The sequence below is a fragment of the Arthrobacter liuii genome (genome assembly GCF_014639275.1).
Taxonomy (GTDB): Bacteria; Actinomycetota; Actinomycetes; order Actinomycetales; family Micrococcaceae; genus Arthrobacter; species Arthrobacter liuii.
The window spans coordinates 148,289-164,324 of the sequence record NZ_BMFW01000006.1; the positions used below are offsets into that span (position 1 = coordinate 148,289).

Below are 16,036 nucleotides of genomic sequence, written 5' to 3' on the forward strand. Positions count from 1 at the left end.
TCGCCCGGACCCACCCCCGCATAAGGGGAGTCTTGTCGTAAGTGGACAAGTCGGCCGCCAGGCAGTCCAACCCGCGTCAGAGCGGGCCTGTGGAGGATCAGTCAGTCGTCGACGGGCGCGGACTGGCGGCGCGCCAGGCTTTCCCGGCGCTGCCTGGCGAGGGCGCTGCGCAGTGGCGGCACCACGATTCCCTCGGCTGCCATTTGCCGGCGAACTTTCCGCCGGGAGGCCAGGATGGCTGCGGCGCCGAACGCCAGGAGCACGAACTGGACGCTCAGGGCCAGCCGGAAGGGCTCCAGGCCGTACAGCACCCCCTGCGAGAACCCGGTGGCGTTGAGGACGTCGAGCACCAGGCCGATCAGGAAGATGGACACCAGGGCGGCGATGAAACCGCCAACGTTGACGATGCCAGTGGCAGTACCGATCCGGTGCGCAGGGTTGAAGGTTCGCGCGAAGTCGAAACCGATCATCGAACCGGGACCGCCGATGGCCAGCACCACCACCAGGCCGGCCAGCAGCCACAGCGGAGCCCGTCCGGGCAACAGCAGCACGGCGGCCCAAGCCACGGCGGTGGCGCCGGCGATCAGCAGCACCATGGTGGAACGGCGCAGCGGGTGGCGCGAAACGAAACGGCCGATGAAGGGACCCACCGCCATGGCGGCAGCGACGTACAGCGCCATCAGCGCGGCAACGGTGCCGGCATCCAGGCCCTGGCCGGAGATCAGGAACGGGTAGCCCCAGGTCATGGCGAACACTGTGCCGCTGAACTGGATGGTGAAATGGCTCCACATCCCCAGCCGGGTGCCGGGCTGCCGCCATGCCCGGGCAAGCGAGGCACCGGTGGCCCGGAGCCCCTGCCGTGCGTGCGGGCGCCCGGTCCCCGGCGGAGCATCCTGCAGCAGCAGCAGTACCAGTACGACGGCGAGCGCGGACATCCCGGCCAGCATCAGGAAAGCGGGGGTCCAGCCAGCCAGGTGCAGGACCAGCGCGAAGGGCAGGACACTGAACAGCTGCCCCAGCTGGCCCGACATGCCGGTCAGCTGCGTGACCAGGGGGACGCGGGCGGGCGCGAACCACAGGGGGATAAGCCGGATCACCGAGATAAAGGTCATCGCATCGCCGGCGCCCACCAGGACCCGGCCCAGGACTCCCCCGGGAATGCTTTCGGCAAAGGCCATCTGCAGCTGGCCGAGTCCCATCAGGACCGCACCGCCGGCGACCATGGCCCGTGATCCGAACCTGTCCACCAGCAGTCCCACCGGAATCTGGAGGCCCGCGTAGACCAGCAGCTGCAGGACCGTGAAGAAGGAGATGGCAGACGCGGTGGCGTGGAACCGCTCGGTTGCCTCAAGTCCCACTACGCCAAAGGACGTCCGCTGCGCCACGGCCACCAGGTACCCGAAGATTCCAATGGTCCAGATAAGCCAGGCGCGGGGTGCAGTCACCACATCATTATGCCCGGCCGGCGCGCGCACCCCGGCAGCTGTGACGCCGCGCTACTGCCCCGGGTTTTCCCTGGCCAGGTAGGCCTCCACGGCGGCACCGAGGTCCTCGGCGTCGGGCAGTTCGTCATTTTCGTTGGCCAGCAGCGACCGGCGCACGATGCCGTCCGCCTTTTCGTCGTAGCGGGTCTCGAGCCTTGACACCACCTGCCGGACTTCCTCGGACGCCTCGATCTGCTCGGCGATCTGGCGGCCGACCTCCCGGCCCGATTCACGGAGCCGGTCGGTGGGCAGCATCAGGGACGTCGCGGCACCCAGGTATTCCAGGCCGGCGACGGCGGCGGTGGGGTACTCCGCTTCAGCAAGGTAGTGCGGGACGTGGATGACGTATCCGGCAACATTGCGTCCGGCCTCCACGAGGCGCAGTTCCAGGATGTGCCCAACAGCGGCGGGAACTTCAACGGTGGGCTTCCACACCGAGATGCCCTCGATCAGCTCAGGCCGGTTTCCGTGCACCGTCACGCCCACGGGCCGGGTGTGCGGCACGGGCATGGGAATTGAGTGGATCCAGGTGACCAGGTTGACGTCCAGCTTCTCCACAATTGTCACCACGGCGCGGGCGAACCGTTCCCACTGCAGGTCAGGCTCGAAGCCGGCCAGCAGGAGGAAGGGCTTCCCCAGGCCGTCCACCAAGCGGTAGAGGGCCAGCCGGGGCTCCTGGTAGTCCTGGACGTGGTCTTCCACGAAGCTCAGGTGCGGCCGGCGGGACCTGTAGTCAATCAGCTGGTCCGCGTCGAAGACCGCAACAGGCTGGGCATCGAGGGTGTCCAGCAGTTCGGCGTTAATCTGCTTCACCACGTGGCCGGCGTCGGCAAAGCCGGTGAATCCCATGACCATGTTCAGCCCTTGGAGCTCCGGGCTGTGGAACAGCTCTATGTTGCTGGCATAGAGCGCGTCGGGGTCCAGCAGGGAGCCGGAAATCCGTTCAAGCACGGCATGTTCCTTTCAGGGTTCGGGTGGACATCAGGCATAACGCGGCAGGGACACCTGGCATTCCGGGGCGCGGTGTGGCGCACATCTCAGGAAATTCTCCTGCTGCGCAGAGGAAGGGCTACGATCGGAACTGGCCTGCCAGGTGGGCTTGCACGCACCCGGGCACTGTCCAGAACGGCCGGATCCGGGCCACCATGGCAGAGCGCCCAATATGCATCCCTGCCCGAACGTTTCGAGAATCGAGGACTCATCCCTGTGGTCAAGAATACTGAAATCAACCTTAGTACCGTCTCGCGGGACCTGAAGAAGAACCCCAGCGATGCAGTGGTCATCGGTGTGGGGCAGGGAACCGACGGACCTGTCCTGCTGGACAACCCGCTGACGGCGAAGTCGGCCGAGGCAGTCGCCGACTCCCTGAAGGCGCTCGGAGTCACTGGCGCCGCAGACCAGCTGGTCCGCCTGCCGGGCCTGCCCGAGACCGGGGCCGGCATCCTGGTGCTCGCCGGCGTGGGCAAAGTTTCGGCCGGCGGACAGCCCACGGGAGAATTGCTCCGCCGCGCTGCCGGATCGGCCGTCCGGCAGCTGGCCGGCCTGGCCACGGTCACCCTGGCATTTCCGACGGCGACGGTCCAGGATGTCGCCGCCCTCGCCGAGGGTGCCGCGCTGGGGGCCTACTCCTTCACGGAGTTCCGGTCCTCCGCCGACGGGCTCAAGGATCCTGTCCGCAATGCCGTCATCTTTACCGAGCTGGCAGTAAACGGGAACCTGGACGGCGCACTGAAACGGGCCGGGCTGGTGGCCAAGGCCGTTAACGCCACCCGGTCCCTGGTCAACACCCCTCCAAGCCACCTGTACCCGGAATCGTTTGCGGAGGCTGCAAAAGACCTGGCCAAAGGCCTTCCCGTCAAAGTCACCGTCTGGGACGAGAAGCGCCTCGAGAAGGAAGGCTTTGGCGGCATCATGGGTGTGGGCAAGGGTTCCACCCGGCAGCCGCGCCTGGTCAAGGTCGAGTACTCCCCCGCCAAGGCCACTGCCAAGGTCGCCCTCGTCGGCAAGGGCATCACGTTCGACACCGGCGGGATCTCCCTTAAGCCGGCCCTGAACATGGGTGACATGAAGAGCGACATGGCCGGTGCCGCCGTCGTCCTTAACACTGTCCTGGCCCTCGCCGGCCTGGGCCTGCCCGTGAAGGCGACCGCCTGGCTCTGCATCGCGGAGAACATGCCCGGCGGCGGCGCGTCGCGCCCTGCCGACGTCTTGACCATGTTCGGCGGCAAGACGGTGGAAGTCCTTAATACGGACGCCGAGGGCCGGCTGGTCATGGCGGACGGCATCGTCGCTGCCAGCCGCGAATACCCCGACGCCATCATCGACGTCGCCACCCTCACCGGCGCGCAGCTCATCGCACTGGGCAACCGCACCGCCGGAATCATGGGATCCGACAGCGTCACAGGTCCCCTCAAGGCCGCAGCTGACCGCGCCGGCGAACTGGTGTGGCCCATGCCGCTGCCGGAAGAACTGCGCCCCAGCCTGGATTCCCAGGTGGCGGACCTTGCCAACATCGGTGAACGGCACGGCGGCATGATGACCGCTGCCGTGTTCCTGCGCGAGTTCGTGGGTAAGGACAAGGCGGGCGAACAGATCCCCTGGGCGCACATCGATATTGCGGGGCCGTCCTTTAATAACGGAAGCGCGTATGGCTACACCCACAAGCAGGGCACCGGATGCACCGTCCGCACCCTGGTTGCGTACGTGGAGGACATTCTGGCTGCCGCCTAAGCGGGGGCAGGCACCTTAGTGCCACGCGGCTTTGCGGCACAGTGATCCCTGTGCCACAGGGCCGCGTGACACTGGACACAAGCGCTCCACAAACGCAGTGCCAAGGTGGAGCATGGATAGGTGGTTCGCTAAGGTGAACCACGGTAGTCACAAATGCAAGAGAGTTGCCCTGCTGACATAATCACGGCAGTGCAAGTTCCAAGACCAGATGATGCGCGCTGAACGCGTCATCGTTCACGCGAGGGAGCGTTTTAGTGGCCGATCAGGCAACTGCGCAAGAATTCGACATCCTGGTACTCGGTGGCGGCAGCGGCGGATACGCTGCAGCGCTGCGTGCGGTACAGCTCGGCCTCACCGTCGGCCTCGTGGAGAAGGGCAAGCTGGGCGGCACCTGCCTCCACAACGGCTGCATCCCCACCAAGGCGCTGCTGCACTCCGCAGAGCTGGCCGACCACGCCCGTGACTCCGCCAAGTACGGCGTGAACGTCACCCTCGACGGCATCGACATCAACGCCGTCAACGCGTACAAGGACGGCATCATTGCCGGCAAGTACAAGGGCCTGCAGGGACTCATCAAGTCCAAGGGCATCACCGTCATCGAGGGCGAAGGCAAGCTGCAGGGCACCGACACCGTCGTGGTCAACGGCACCGCCTACAAGGGCAAGAACATCGTCCTGGCCACCGGCTCCTACTCGCGCACCCTTCCAGGCCTGGAAATCGGCGGCAAGGTCATCACCTCCGACCAGGCCCTGACCATGGACTTCATCCCCAAGAGCGCTATCATCCTGGGCGGCGGCGTCATCGGCGTCGAATTCGCCTCGGTCTGGAAGTCGTTCGGCGTGGACGTCACCATCGTCGAAGGCCTGCCTTCCCTCGTTCCCAACGAGGACGCCACGATCGTCAAGAACTTCGAGCGTGCCTTCAAGAAGCGCGGCATCAAGTTCTCCACGGGCATCTTCTTCCAGGGCGTCGAGCAGAATGACGACGGCGTCAAGGTCACCCTGGTGGACGGCAAGACGTTTGAAGCAGACCTGCTGCTGGTCGCCGTCGGCCGCGGCCCCGTCACGGCCAACCTGGGCTACGAGGACGCCGGCATCACCATCGACCGCGGCTTCGTCATCACCAACGAGCGCCTGCACACCGGCGTCGGCAACATCTACGCCGTGGGCGACATCGTCCCCGGCGTGCAGCTGGCCCACCGCGGCTACCAGCAGGGCATCTTCGTGGCCGAGGAGATCGCAGGCCTGAAGCCGGTTGTCGTCGAGGACATCAACATCCCCAAGGTCACCTACTCCGAACCCGAAATCGCCACTGTCGGCTACACCGAGAAGGCAGCCAAGGAAAAGTTTGGCGAAGACCAGGTGCAGACCCAGGAATACAACCTGGCCGGCAACGGCAAGAGCTCCATCCTGGGCACCTCAGGCCTGGTCAAGCTGGTCCGCCAGAAGGACGGCCCCGTGGTGGGCGTGCACATGATCGGTGCCCGCATGGGCGAGCAGGTGGGCGAGGCCCAGCTGATCGTGAACTGGGAGGCCTACCCGGAGGATGTGGCGCAGCTGCTGCACGCCCACCCCACCCAGAACGAAGCCCTCGGCGAAGCCCACCTGGCGCTGGCCGGCAAGCCGCTGCACGGCTAGTTTTCCCCAGCATTACCAGGCCCGGTGCACCCGGTCGCGCAGACCGGGTGCACTAGGCTTCCAACAAGGCAGCAACCATTCGCACTAAAGATAAATAAGGAGAACGGGGACGACATGTCTGAATCCGTTAACTTGCCCGCGCTCGGTGAGAGTGTCACCGAAGGAACCGTCACCCGCTGGCTTAAGCAGGTAGGTGACCGGGTAGAGGTGGACGAGCCGCTGCTCGAAGTCTCCACCGACAAAGTAGACACTGAAATCCCCTCTCCGGTAGCTGGTGTGATTGAAGAAATCCTCGTCGCCGAAGACGAGACCGCCGAGGTTGGTGCACCGCTGGTGCGCATCGGCGACGGCTCCGGCGGCGGGTCCGCTCCCGCCGAGGAAGCCCCTGCTGCCGCGCCCGCCCAGGAGGCACCTGCACAGGAGGCTCCGGCCCAGGCGGCACCGGCTGAAGCAGCACCTGCCCAGGAAGCCCCCGCCCAGGAAGCCCCGGCTGCCGGCGGCGGCGAAAGCCACGAGGTCACCCTCCCCGCGCTCGGCGAGAGCGTTACCGAAGGCACCGTCACCCGCTGGCTCAAGGCAGTAGGCGACTCCGTAGAGGTCGATGAGCCGCTGCTGGAAGTTTCCACCGACAAGGTGGACACCGAGATCCCGTCGCCGGTTGCCGGCACGCTGCAGGAAATCCGCGTCAACGAGGACGAGACCGCTGAAGTCGGTTCCGTGCTCGCCGTGATTGGGTCCGGCGCTGCCGCTGCTCCGGCTCCCCAGGCGGCCCCGGCCCCGGCCCCGGCTCCCCAGCAGGAGGCCCCCAAGCCCGCACCGGCGGAGTCGGCCCCCGCACAGACTGCACCTGCCCAGGCTGTTCCCGCCCAGCAGGCCCCCGAGCAGGCTGCCCCCGCCGCACAGGCACCCGCCGCTCCGGCAGCACAGGAAGCCGCACCGGCCGCAGGTTCCGAGTCCGGCTACGTCACTCCCCTGGTCCGCAAGCTGGCCAACCAGCACGGCGTGGACATCTCCTCGCTCTCCGGTACAGGTGTTGGCGGCCGCATCCGCAAGCAGGATGTCATCGCCGCCGCTGAAGCCAAGGCCGCTCCCGCCGCAGCTCCGGCCGCAGCCCCCTCCGCTTCCGCCCCTGCCGCCTCGGGTGCGGCTGCCTCGTCGCTGCGCGGCACCACCCAGAAGGCTCCCCGCATCCGCCAGGTCATTGCCCGGCGCATGCGCGAGTCCCTTGAGGTCTCCACCCAGCTGACCCAGGTGCACGAAGTGGACATGACCAAGGTCGCCAAGCTGCGCGCCCGTGCCAAGAACTCGTTCCAGGCCCAGAACGGCACCAAGCTGACCTTCCTTCCCTTCATCGCCAAGGCAGTGGCCGAGGCCCTCAAGCAGCACCCCAAGCTCAATGCTGCGTACGACGAAGCCAAGCAGGAAATCACGTACCACAACGCCGAGCACCTGGCGATCGCCGTCGACACCGACAAGGGCCTGCTGGTTCCGGTGATCTCCGACGCCGGCAACCTGAACCTTGCCGGCCTGGCCGGCAAGATCGCCGACGTTGCAAGCCGCACCCGCGACGGCAAGATCGGTCCGGACGAACTGTCCGGCGGCACGTTCAGCATCACCAACATCGGTTCGGTAGGGGCCCTGTTCGACACCCCGATCATCAACCAGCCGCAGGTGGGCATCCTGGGTACCGGCGCCATCGTCAAGCGGCCCGTTGTGGTTGCCGACGAAAACGGTGACGACTCGATCGCCATCCGCTCCATGATGTACCTGTCTTTGACGTACGACCACCGCCTGGTGGACGGCGCCGACGCGGGCCGGTTCCTCCAGACCCTGAAGGCACGCCTTGAAGAAGGCGCCTTCGAAGCGGACCTGGGACTGTAGCCACAGGAAGTCCAAAGTCGGCGGTGCCAGCAAGGGCGGGAAACGTCCCAACGCCGGCGCCGCCGTCGCGGTTTAACCAAGAGCGCCCCGCCGGTGGCCGCAGGCAGGCGACCGCGTGGCTTTGCTACGGCCTGTAGAACTGACTGGCTAAGCTGGAGCCATGACTATTCTCTTCAACATCCTGGTTTTCCTGCACGTGGTGGGGGCCGCCATGATCGTGGGCTACTGGATCGCCACCATGCGCACCCCTACCGTGCACCCGCGCCAGCGTGACGGCGCCTTCCTGCAGCTCCTCACCGGCATCGCCATGATGGGCATCCTTCCGTTCCTGCCGGACTCGAACCCCAACTACGCCAAGCTCGGCATCAAGTTCGTGATCGCCATTGTGGTGGCAGTCCTGGCCGTTATTGGAACACGCAAGGTCAAGAACGGAGAGCCCGTATCCACCGGACTCGCCCACGGCGTCGGCGGCCTGGCCTTGATCAACATCGCCATCGCCACCATCTGGCAGTAGCCGCCCATAAATCCGGAACCCGGTCATAATCCTCTGAGAGCGGACAATCCGTGCACCGGAGGTGCCCGGTCCCTAGGATGGGAAGCGGTGGGCCCGGCAGCGGCTGCCGGACCCGGATCGAACCGACGTTGAGGAGAGACATGGCTACAACACGTAACGCCCACACCGTATGGACCGGAAGCCTGACCGAAGGCTCAGGCAATACCACCCTGGACAGCTCCGGCCTGGGCACCTTCGATGTCACCTGGAAGGCGCGCACCGAAGCTGCCGGCGGGAAGACCAGCCCCGAAGAGCTGATCGCCGCGGCCCACTCGGCCTGCTTCTCCATGGCCCTCAGCCATGAACTCAGCCAGGCCGGCTTCACGCCCGAGGAAATCAACACCAAGTCAGAGGTTGGCTTCCAGCCCGGCACCGGCATCACCGGCAGCCACCTGACCCTCAACGCCCGCATCCCCGGCATCTCGGAGGAAGACTTCCAGCGCATTGCCGAGGCCGCCAAGAAGGGCTGCCCCGTGTCCCAGGCACTCACCGGCATCGAGATCACCCTCGACGCCACGCTCCAGTCCTAGGCCGCGCCGCCACGCAAAACGGCAAAGGCCCTGCCCTCCGGAATTCTCCGGAAGGGCAGGGCCTTTGCCGTTGCCGGTGGGGCTAGCTTTCCTGCCGGCGGGCCGGCAGCGGTGCGGGCTTCAACCGGCGGTATCCCGAGCGTGCCGGCGGCCGGTCGGTGGGCAGTTCCTGGATCATCTCCTTGAGGGCCCCAATGCCGTATTCCAGTTGGGGATCGCGTCCGGCGGCGTAAGCGTGCGGCGGATAGGTCACCTCGATGTCCGGGTCGACGCCGTAGTTCTCCACGCTCCAGCCAACGCCGCCGCTGAACCAGTTGGCGTAGCGGGGCTGGGTGACGCCGGTGCCGTCAGCCAGCGCAAACCGGTTGTCGATGCCCACCACGCCGCCCCAGGTGCGCGTGCCGATCACCGGACCGATGCCGCGCAGCTTTGACACCTGGGTGATGATGTCGCCGTCGGACCCGGCGAACTCGTCCGCAAGGATGATCACCGGCCCCCTCGGCGCATGGTGCGGGTAGGTACGCGGCTTCTCCCCGCGCGGCATGCTCCAACCGGTGACCTTCCGGCCAATCAGTTCCGCGACCAGCTGGGATGTATGTCCACCGCGGTTGCGCCGCACATCGACGATCAGGCCGTCCAGTGCTGTTTCCGTATCGAGGTCGCGGTGCAGCTGTGCCCAGCCGTTGGCCATCATGTCAGGGATGTGCAGGTAGCCGAAGGTTCCGTTGGAGGCCTCCCGGACGGTCCGCCGGTTGCCGGCGACCCATTCCTGGTACCGGAGGCGCTCCTCGTCCTTGACGGGCACGACGGCGACCCGGCGCTGGGTGCCTTCAGCACCACGGTGTCCGGAGCCGTTGAGGAGGGTCAGTTCCACAGGGCGGCCCGCTGCTCCCACGAGCTGCATGGCAGGGGTGACGCTTTCGGACAGCGGGACGCCGTCGACGGCCAGGAGGATGTCCCCCGCCTTGGCACCGACGCCCGGCCGGGTGAGCGGCGAGGTGGCCAGCGGGTCGGAGGATTCGCCGGCCAGGATGCGGGTGATTTCCCAGCCCCGGCCGGTGTGCGCGAGGTCGGCACCGAGCCTGCCCTGTCCCCGGCTGCCGCGTTCGGTAACCGGAGCGGGGCGCACGTAGGCGTGGGACGTCCCCAGTTCGCCGTGCAGCTCCCACAGCAGGTCCACCAGGTCATCATGTGAGCCAAGGCGGTCCACCAGGGGGCGGTAACGTTCATGGATGGACTCCCAGTCCTGCCCGGCCATGTCCTCCGTCCAGAAGAAGTCACGCTGCAGGCGCCACGCTTCGTCGAACGCCTGTCCCCAGACGCTGAGCGGGTCCATCAGGACCCGGATCCGGCCCAGGTCCACCTTGACCACCTTGCCGGACTCCTCGTCCGCCTTGGCGTCCGCCGGAACCACGGTCACCTGTTTATCCGAAACCAGCACCACGTTCCTGCGGTCGCCGGACAGCCGGTAGCTGTCCACGGCATCCACCAGGATGGCCTGCTTGCGTCTTGCGATGTCATAGCGGACCAGGCCAGGGCGGGCGTCCTTGTCATCCTGGCTGGCCTTTCCGTCGCCGGTCACGCCGGCCAGGACGGAGTCGAGCCAGAGGAGCGCACCGTCAACGGCTTGCAGCGAGCTGTAGTTGCCCTGGGAAACGGGAACACTGACCACGCGGTGCGCCAGGCCTTCCGCGTCCACGTGGACCGCAGGCACGGCGCTTTCCCCGGCGTCCCCTGCGTCGGTGCCGTCCGCCTCCAGCTCTTCGCCTGCGGGATCCACCGATGGGCCAAAGGGCGACGGCGTTTCAGCCGCGAGTGCCACCAGGTACGGCTTGATGGGGCTGGGGAAGGAAAGATCGAACGAATGCCCGTCGTACACCGGGTCGAAGCTGCGGTTGGAGAGGAAGGCAAGGAATTTGCCGTCAGGGGTGAAGGCGGGCGAGGCGTCGCGGAAGCGTCCGTCGGTAACCTCCACGGGCCCGGCGTCGAGCTGGTCCACGGTGGCCAGGCGAAGCCGGCTGCGCGAACCGAAGGACGTGACCGGCTCCGACCAGGCAAGCCAGCGCGAGTCTGCGGACCACGCCAGTTCCGAAATGCTGCCTTCGCCGATGCTGGCTACCTGGGTGAGGTCCCCGCTGAGGGTGTCCAGCACGTAGACGTCACCGAAGGACGTTCCCAAGGCAAGCCAGCGGCCGTCCGGGCTTGCTTCGAGGGAGCTGGCGCGCGACGGCGTTGCGACAGTGATGGCTGCCTCAGTTGCCGATGCCTGGGCGTCAGCTGCGGGAGCTGCGGACGGCGGTGCAACGTCCGCCTGCTGCTCGTCGTCTGCGGGAACGTGGGCAGCGGCTCCCGCCAGCACCGCTGCGCCGGCCGCCGGCACCGGCTGTGGCAGGCTGACGGTCTCCGGCCCTTCCGCCCCGGGCCGGGCTGTGCTCCCGGCATCGGCTTCGAACGCGGAGATCCCCGAAGTTGTGGAGGGCCTGCTGCCGCTTGCAGCAGCCTGGCCGGCACTGTGTGGAACGGGCGCTGCGATGTCCTTGATGTGCACTGCTTCGACGCCGTCATGGTCCGCGATGTAGGCGATACGGCCATCGCCCAGGGGCCGGGGCAACCGGCCGCGCACGCCCGGAGTGGCCTCGATGATGCGGGACGGCCCGTCCTTGTGCCGCAGCCAGTGGATGGTCCCGTGCGACTCCACAGCGCTGGCGGCACCTGCCACATCCGGGGCCACCGCCCCCAGGTGCCTGACGGCATCGAGGAGCGCGGGGCGCCTGGTCTGTGAAGCGGATCCCAGGGTGATGTCCAGCTTTACCGCATCCGAGCCAAGGTCCTGGAGGACCCACAGTTCACCGGCGGATTCGAAGATGACCCGCTTCCCGTCCGTGGCGGCATGGCGGACGTAGAAGTCCTGGTGATCAGTATGGCGGCGCCGGTCCTTCCCGTTGGGAAGGACCGAGTACAGGTTGCCGTAGCCCTGGTGGTCGGACAGGAAGGCGATCCGGCCGTCCACCCAGAGGGGATCGGTGAGGTTGCCGTCAAGGTCCGGCAGCAGGCGCTCGAACTCACCGTTGCCGTCCCGGTCGATCCACAACTTGCCGGCCGTGCCGCCGCGGTACCGCTTCCACCACGCCGGTTCGCGGGACAGTACACTCGCCAGCACCACCGGACGCTCATCGCCCACTTCGGGTCCGTAGGCAACTGACTCCACCGGCCCGTACGGGAGCTCCTGGGCCCAACCACCCTCAAGGGGAACGCTGTAGGCGTGGGTGTGCCGGCTCTCAGCCTGGCGGAACGCGCTGGTGACCACCACGGAACCGCCGGCGGTGAATCCCTTGACCCTGGTGGTGCTGTGGCCAAAGTAGGTGAGCTGCCGGTATCCGCCGCCGTCGACCTGGGCCGACACCACTTCCGGAGCCGTTCCCTGCACAACGGTCCACACCAAGCGCTTGCCGTCAGGCGTGAAACGCGGGTTGCGGGCAGGAAGCTGGAGCGACGAGACACGCCAGGCCCGGCCGCCGTCCAGGGGCGCAATCCACACGTCGTCCTCGGCCACGAATGTGACCAGATCGCCGTGCAAGTGCGGGAAACGGAAGTAGCTCGAAGAGGTCATCGTTCGATCATAGTCAACCCCTCCCCTGCCCCGCGGGAGGTACACAACCCGCGCTGCCGTGGTGTGATGGACCATGCATATCGTCATGGCCGGCGCCTCCGGGCTCATCGGCACTTCCATGTCCGCGGCCCTCCGCAATGCCGGCCACTCGGTGGCAACCCTGGTCCGCCGGCCCCCTGCCAATCCCGCCGAAGTGCGCTGGGACCCGGCGGCGGGCATCCTGGATCCGGACGTGCTTGCCGGCGCGGACGCCGTGATCAACCTCTCCGGTGCCGGCATCGGTGACCGGCCGTGGACGCGGAGGCGCGTGGAGGAGCTGTTCAGCTCCCGGCTGGGACCCACCAGGACCCTGGTGCAGGCCATGGCACGGGCCGAGACGCCGCCGGCCACCTTCATCAGCCAGTCAGGTTCTGGCTACTATGGCGATGCCGGCAACACCGTCCTGCGGGAAGATGCTGCAGCAGGCTACGGGACCCTGGCGCAGATCTGCGTTGAGTGGGAGCAGGCCGCCCTGATGGCGCCACCGGGGGTGCGGGTGGTGACGCCCCGCACTGGTGTTGTCTTCAGCCGTTCCGGAGGAGCACTGGGAAAGCTGCTTCCGCTGCTGCGCCTGGGTGTTGGCGGTCCGTTCGGCAACGGTCGGCAGTTCTGGCCCTGGGTGACGCTTCCCGATGTGTCCGCAGCCTTCCTGTTCCTCCTCGACTCCCGGGTCTCCGGCCCGGTCAACGTGGCCGCACCGGAGCAGGCAGACGTCAACACAATCATCACGGCACTGGCCCACGCCCTGCACCGTCCGGCCGCGCTCCGGGTCCCTGCCCCTGTGCTGCGCGCCGTCATGCCTGGGCTCGGCGAAGAGCTCCTGCTGTACAGCCAGCGGTTGGAGCCGGCGGTCCTGTCAGCCGCCGGCTTCCGATGGCAGCACGGACGCTTGGCCGACGCTTCACAGTGGGTGGCAGTCAAGGACGGCACCGCCTAGCCACGGTGGGATCCGGCAAGCGTCTTCCTCCTTCCGGGGCCGGACAGATCAAAGTCCCGGCCCTTCATGGGCCCGGCAGGATGTCGCTGACCTGCCACCGGCCATTCACAGAGACCAGGACTAGCCGGAGCAGCTGCGGCGGACTGGGTGCCCCCGTGGCCACCACGATGTCCTCTGAATTAACCATCCGGTATCCGGACGTAGCGGACATTGCCCGCACCACGGCGCGGTCCTCGGTGGCCCCGTCCTCCGCGGTCACCTCGGAAAGCATGGTGCTGAACCCGTCGAGGCGCCGGCCGGAGGCGGCAAACTGGCTGGCCAGGCGCTGGTCGGCCGCCGCCGCGGACGACCCCGGCGCGTTCACGTCCGCCAGCAGCTCCAGGCGACCGCTGCTGAAGGCATGGTCACGCAGCGCCGCCAGCCCCTGCACAGCCACCACGGGATCAGTTGCCGCCGCCCGCTGCCGCGCCTCGTCAAGAGGGACAGCAGCTCCCGGCCCGCCGCCTGCGCCGGTTCCGGATGGGGCTGCGGACACCAGTGGCGACCCGGATGCGGCAGCCCCGGCCCGCATTCCCTCCCCCGCAGCCGCCGAAAGCCACCAGGCCACCACCGCAACACCGGCAACTGCCGGCAGGACAGCCAGCAGCAGCACCCGCCCTCCCCCGCCACCAGCGGGCCCATCCACATGCTTTCCGCGGGACGCCGCAGCGGCTTTTGCTCCGGTCAGAATTGCGTTCGGTGCCGACGACGGCCGTACGGACCATCGGGATGTCGCCACCCGGCGGCGCAGGCCCTGGAGTTTCATCCGGAGGGCACTGACCTTTGATCCAGCGGGAACGTGGCGCCGGGTCACAAGCTCAGGCAGGACCGTGGGATGGACGGCATCGGCGAGGTCCACCGGCTGCGGTTCGGCACTGCGGTAAACGGCCGTGGCCAGCGCCTGCGCGTCAGGGCGCAGCCGCCGCTCATCGTTCAGTCCCGCTTCCAGTGCGGCCGCAAGGTCCTTGGGGACGGCGGCCACCAGGAGAGACAACGGCGGGCGGTCCGCCGTGCGTCCCGGCGCTTCACCCGTCAGGCAGAACCAGCCCACGGCCGCCAGCGAGTAAACGTCGCGTTCCGGCTGGAGACCGGCGCGGACGGCGTCTACCGGCGCCGGGTCAAGGAACCCGCCCGTTCCGACTGTCCCCACGCGGCCCGGATCGCCCAGCATCCGGGCGACGCCGACGTCGGACAGCATTGGTTTTCCCTGCCCGGTGAACAGCACGTTCCCCGGCGAGACGTCTGAATGCGTGAACCCTTTGCCGTGCAGGTAGGCCAGGGCCTGGGCGATGGGCGTCAGGACCGTGACCGTCTCCCCCACGCTGAGCCTGCCACGGGCCGACACCAACTGGGCCAGCGAACCCCCGGCAGCATAATCCATGGTCAGGGCCGTGCCACCGCCTTCTCCCGCGACAGGGACCGCGTCGTGGGCCTTGATGAGGTGTTGGTGGTCCAGGACCGACAGGATGCGGATTTCACGCCGAACGTCCTGCCCAGCGATGGTTGCGCCGGCGCCTATCCTGCTGCCCGCGGCGCGGAAACACTTGAGCGCATAATCCCTTCCCGTCCGTTGTTCGGTGGCCAGCCACACGTCTGCGCTGCCGCCCCGGCCCAGCAGCCGGCCGACGTCGTAACCGGGAACATCCGGCGCCTGTGCATCGTCCATAGTCCATGTCTAGCCGAGTTTCAGCCATGCTGCAGAAGTTATCCACAGCCCCTGCCCGGCCCGGTCACAAAGGGTCCCGCCGGTGAGCTTGGACACTAAACCGGGCCGACCCGGCTGCGGGGTCTAAGCTGGATCCCATGACTCTTGAGTTTTCACAACTGGGTCTTGCCCCCGACTTTGTTGATTACGTGGAAGGCTGGGATGCCCAGCGCGAACTCCATGACAAGGTTGTCGGCGGAGTTGCCCCCAGCACAGTCCTGCTCCTGGAACACTCCGCCGTCTACACGGCGGGCAAGCTTACCGAAGACCACGAGCGGCCGTTCGACGGTACGCCGGTCGTCGCGGTGGACCGCGGCGGCAAGCTGACCTGGCACGGACCGGGCCAGCTCATTGCGTACCCCATCCTCAAACTGAAGAACCGCGCCGGGATCCGGGACTACGTGGAGCGCCTCGAAGAGATCATGATCACCGTCATGGCGGACTACGGAATCAAGGCTGAACGCATCAAGGGGCGCGCGGGCGTGTGGATCAAGGCCGATGCCAAAGGACCTGACCGCAAGATTGCCGCCATCGGCATCCGCGTCCTGAACGGCGTCACCATGCACGGCGTCGCCATCAACTGCAGCAATGACCTGGCACCATACGGTCAGATCATCGCGTGCGGCATCACCGACGCCGGGGTGACCACCATGTCCCTGGAGACTGGCCAGGACATCCGACCGGCCCACATCGTGGACCGGTTCGTGGAGGAATTCCGCAAACATGAAGAAGCATTGGTTTCGAGCCCTGAAGGAGCTCTACTGTGACATTGGCACCTGAAGGCCGGAAGCTGCTGCGCGTGGAGCAGCGTAACTCGGCCGTTCCCGTGGAACGCAAACCGGAGTGGATCAAGGCCAAAGTCCAGATGGGCCCCGAGTTCGTCGGGCTGAA

General features: G+C 67.2%; 11 protein-coding genes and 1 pseudogene. 8 read left to right on the top strand and 4 right to left on the bottom strand.

Annotated features, from left to right (window positions below):
* Positions 1-101: 101 nt before the first annotated feature.
* Together IEW19_RS09610 and IEW19_RS09615 are read right to left on the bottom strand one after the other, a co-directional pair.
* Positions 102-1,445, bottom strand: a complete 1,344-nt coding sequence (locus IEW19_RS09610) for an MFS transporter (protein ID WP_188571404.1) — start codon at positions 1,443-1,445, stop codon at positions 102-104.
* A gap of 51 nt (positions 1,446-1,496) precedes the next feature.
* Positions 1,497-2,435, bottom strand: a complete 939-nt coding sequence (locus tag IEW19_RS09615) for a proteasome assembly chaperone family protein (RefSeq protein WP_188571405.1) — start codon at positions 2,433-2,435, stop codon at positions 1,497-1,499.
* A gap of 255 nt (positions 2,436-2,690) precedes the next feature.
* On the opposite strand from IEW19_RS09615, the gene IEW19_RS09620 reads away from it, so the two are divergent.
* From IEW19_RS09620 to IEW19_RS09640, 5 genes are all read left to right on the top strand, one after another.
* Positions 2,691-4,214, top strand: a complete 1,524-nt coding sequence (locus IEW19_RS09620) for a leucyl aminopeptidase (RefSeq protein WP_188571406.1) — start codon at positions 2,691-2,693, stop codon at positions 4,212-4,214.
* Positions 4,215-4,468: 254 nt separating this feature from the next.
* Entirely contained in the window at positions 4,469-5,851 is a 1,383-nt protein-coding gene (lpdA, locus tag IEW19_RS09625) for a dihydrolipoyl dehydrogenase (protein WP_188571407.1), read from the top strand.
* 114 nt (positions 5,852-5,965) lie between these two features.
* Positions 5,966-7,732 (top strand): 2-oxoglutarate dehydrogenase, E2 component, dihydrolipoamide succinyltransferase, encoded by a 1,767-nt coding sequence (gene sucB / locus IEW19_RS09630; protein WP_188571408.1) that lies wholly within the window; start codon positions 5,966-5,968, stop codon positions 7,730-7,732.
* A 160-nt stretch (positions 7,733-7,892) separates the two neighbouring features.
* The gene (locus IEW19_RS09635) at positions 7,893-8,246 is read left to right on the top strand and encodes a hypothetical protein (RefSeq protein ID WP_188571409.1); all 354 of its coding nucleotides are present in this window, start codon (positions 7,893-7,895) and stop codon (positions 8,244-8,246) included.
* A gap of 140 nt (positions 8,247-8,386) precedes the next feature.
* The gene (locus IEW19_RS09640) at positions 8,387-8,815 is read left to right on the top strand and encodes an OsmC family protein (protein WP_188571410.1); all 429 of its coding nucleotides are present in this window, start codon (positions 8,387-8,389) and stop codon (positions 8,813-8,815) included.
* Between the two features lie 82 nt (positions 8,816-8,897).
* On the opposite strand, the gene IEW19_RS09645 is transcribed toward IEW19_RS09640, so the two are convergent.
* Complete coding sequence (locus tag IEW19_RS09645; protein ID WP_188571411.1) at positions 8,898-12,425, bottom strand: S41 family peptidase; 3,528 nt, start codon at positions 12,423-12,425, stop codon at positions 8,898-8,900.
* 73 nt (positions 12,426-12,498) lie between these two features.
* On the opposite strand from IEW19_RS09645, the gene IEW19_RS09650 reads away from it, so the two are divergent.
* Positions 12,499-13,401, top strand: coding sequence for a TIGR01777 family oxidoreductase (locus IEW19_RS09650; protein WP_188571412.1), 903 nt, complete (start codon positions 12,499-12,501; stop codon positions 13,399-13,401).
* 64 nt (positions 13,402-13,465) lie between these two features.
* Here IEW19_RS09650 and IEW19_RS09655 read toward each other — a convergent pair whose 3' ends face one another.
* Positions 13,466-15,106, bottom strand: coding sequence for a serine/threonine-protein kinase (locus tag IEW19_RS09655; protein WP_188571413.1), 1,641 nt, complete (start codon positions 15,104-15,106; stop codon positions 13,466-13,468).
* Between the two features lie 137 nt (positions 15,107-15,243).
* Between IEW19_RS09655 and lipB the strand changes: the two genes are divergently transcribed.
* Both lipB and IEW19_RS09665 read left to right on the top strand, forming a co-directional pair.
* Positions 15,244-15,912: a lipoyl(octanoyl) transferase LipB gene (lipB, locus tag IEW19_RS09660; RefSeq protein WP_188571414.1), complete on the top strand. Its 669-nt coding sequence runs from the start codon at positions 15,244-15,246 to the stop codon at positions 15,910-15,912.
* Positions 15,909-16,036: pseudogene (locus IEW19_RS09665) on the top strand (lipoyl synthase); the annotation flags it as partial. The gene lipB and the pseudogene IEW19_RS09665, both read left to right, overlap by 4 nt.

Coding starts and splice junctions, on each gene's coding strand:
- IEW19_RS09645 (WP_188571411.1), bottom strand. CDS start 12,425: ATGACCTCTTCGAGCTACTTCCGTTTCCCGCACTTGCACGGCGATCTG.
- IEW19_RS09635 (WP_188571409.1), top strand. CDS start 7,893: ATGACTATTCTCTTCAACATCCTGGTTTTCCTGCACGTGGTGGGGGCC.
- IEW19_RS09640 (WP_188571410.1), top strand. CDS start 8,387: ATGGCTACAACACGTAACGCCCACACCGTATGGACCGGAAGCCTGACC.
- sucB (WP_188571408.1), top strand. CDS start 5,966: ATGTCTGAATCCGTTAACTTGCCCGCGCTCGGTGAGAGTGTCACCGAA.
- lipB (WP_188571414.1), top strand. CDS start 15,244: ATGACTCTTGAGTTTTCACAACTGGGTCTTGCCCCCGACTTTGTTGAT.
- IEW19_RS09655 (WP_188571413.1), bottom strand. CDS start 15,106: ATGGACGATGCACAGGCGCCGGATGTTCCCGGTTACGACGTCGGCCGG.
- IEW19_RS09650 (WP_188571412.1), top strand. CDS start 12,499: ATGCATATCGTCATGGCCGGCGCCTCCGGGCTCATCGGCACTTCCATG.